Source organism: Empedobacter sedimenti (genome assembly GCF_030005555.1).
Classification (GTDB): Bacteria; Bacteroidota; Bacteroidia; order Flavobacteriales; family Weeksellaceae; genus Empedobacter; species Empedobacter sedimenti.
The window spans coordinates 1-1592 of sequence record NZ_JASCQG010000039.1; the positions used below are offsets into that span (position 1 = coordinate 1).

2 protein-coding genes are annotated in these 1592 nt (G+C 22.7%); both read left to right on the forward strand.

What is annotated here, in order from left to right:
• Positions 1-143: 143 nt before the first annotated feature.
• On the forward strand, positions 144-572 hold the full coding sequence (locus tag QHG34_RS15795) for a transposase (RefSeq protein WP_280063466.1): 429 nt from the start codon (positions 144-146) through the stop codon (positions 570-572).
• A 399-nt stretch (positions 573-971) separates the two neighbouring features.
• Positions 972-1307: a helix-turn-helix domain-containing protein gene (locus QHG34_RS15800; RefSeq protein WP_280063390.1), complete on the forward strand. Its 336-nt coding sequence runs from the start codon at positions 972-974 to the stop codon at positions 1305-1307.
• The last annotated feature ends 285 nt before the right edge of the window (positions 1308-1592 follow it).

Sequence of the window (1592 nt, forward strand, 5' to 3'; positions counted from 1 at the left end):
AAATATGGTAAGGTCAAAAATCCTAATGATTTTCCTACATTTCAAATTAATCAAAATAATAATACAATAATATTAAATAAAAACTATACTTTTAAATGTTCCTAACAAGGGGAAGATTACAGTTATTTACATATTAAAAAAAAATGAATTTCAAAGAGATACATATTGGTGAGTTAGTTAGGTTGGGTGTTACAGATCGTGGGATAGAAATATCCCGCATCTGTAATTTTTTTAAATGCTCTGAAGATGAAATAAAAGAAATGTATAAACAAGAAAATTTATCTACCGATATTTTGCTAAAATGGAGTAAACTATTGGAATACGATTTTTTCAGATTATATACACAACATCTTATTTTATATGCACCTCCAATAGCAAAAGAAAGAAAGGAAAGAAATGTAAAAAACAAAAAGATATTACTTCCACAATTCCGTAAGAATATTTATACCAAAGAGATTATAGATTTTATTTTGGAACAAATTTCATCTGGAGAAATGACAAAAACAGAAGTTATGAAACGTTATAACATTCCAAAAACCACCCTATATAAATGGTTGAAAAAATATAATTAAAAATATGAATTTAAATTATATTATCGTTTTTTTATTCTCAAGTCGGTATTACAAAAACAAAATATATAAACAATTATACTATTATTAATCTTAAGTAGAAAGTGGATATCTATTATCTAAAAATTAACGTAGTGTTTTCATTAAAAATATTAAATTTAGATAATTTTATTCTAGAAAATATATTTTTTGGAAAAGGTGATAAAACCCTGGAGAAAAAAAATCATAAACAACAAGCAATTATGAAAAGTAAGGTCGTTATATTTTAAAGGAAAATATATATTATATAAATAAAAACTCTCTGACTTAATTTTTAAAGCGAAATATCTAATTAGTTTGAAAGCGAACAATAGATACTCTATCAAATTTATATAGAAACAAATACTGTAGATATACAAAAAGATGAAAAGGCAGAATAAAATAAATACACCTGATTATAAAAAAATTTACGAAGATATTCTTAATATAAAATATCCTGAAAAAAAAGAGATTTGTCAAGGTATTCTTAATAAAACTACTTTGTCTACATTTGATGTCATAGCTCTTAATAGAAAAATTTTTGGTGAAAAAAATCTCAATATAAAAAGTTTAAATCAAAAATATCGGTCTTACTCCATATTAGATAGAAAAGAAATACTAGATTATCAAAAAAAACATAATCTTAATAATAATGAACTTGCTAATCATTTTAAATTAAGCAGAAATACAATAGCAAAATGGAAAAAAATGTTTTTGTAATATTTATATATCTTCAAAACATTAAAGAAACGAATATAGAGAATCATTATAAAAGTTCTAAGAGATCGTGAAAGGTTTTTTTAACCTATTATTCTACACTAAATATCAATCCAAATCAGTTTCTTTTAAAAGTATGATAATTCACTTTATACAAAAGGTTTTAGCTTTTCAGATATAAACAGGAACTCGAATTATATAGCTATAAAATTGTATGTTGTCAAAATAAATGAGACACCTCTTGCTAAAAATTAAGAGAGTGTTTGGTTTATAAATTTATTATTTTTT

Coding starts and splice junctions, on each gene's coding strand:
- QHG34_RS15795 (WP_280063466.1), top strand. CDS start 144: ATGAATTTCAAAGAGATACATATTGGTGAGTTAGTTAGGTTGGGTGTT.
- QHG34_RS15800 (WP_280063390.1), top strand. CDS start 972: ATGAAAAGGCAGAATAAAATAAATACACCTGATTATAAAAAAATTTAC.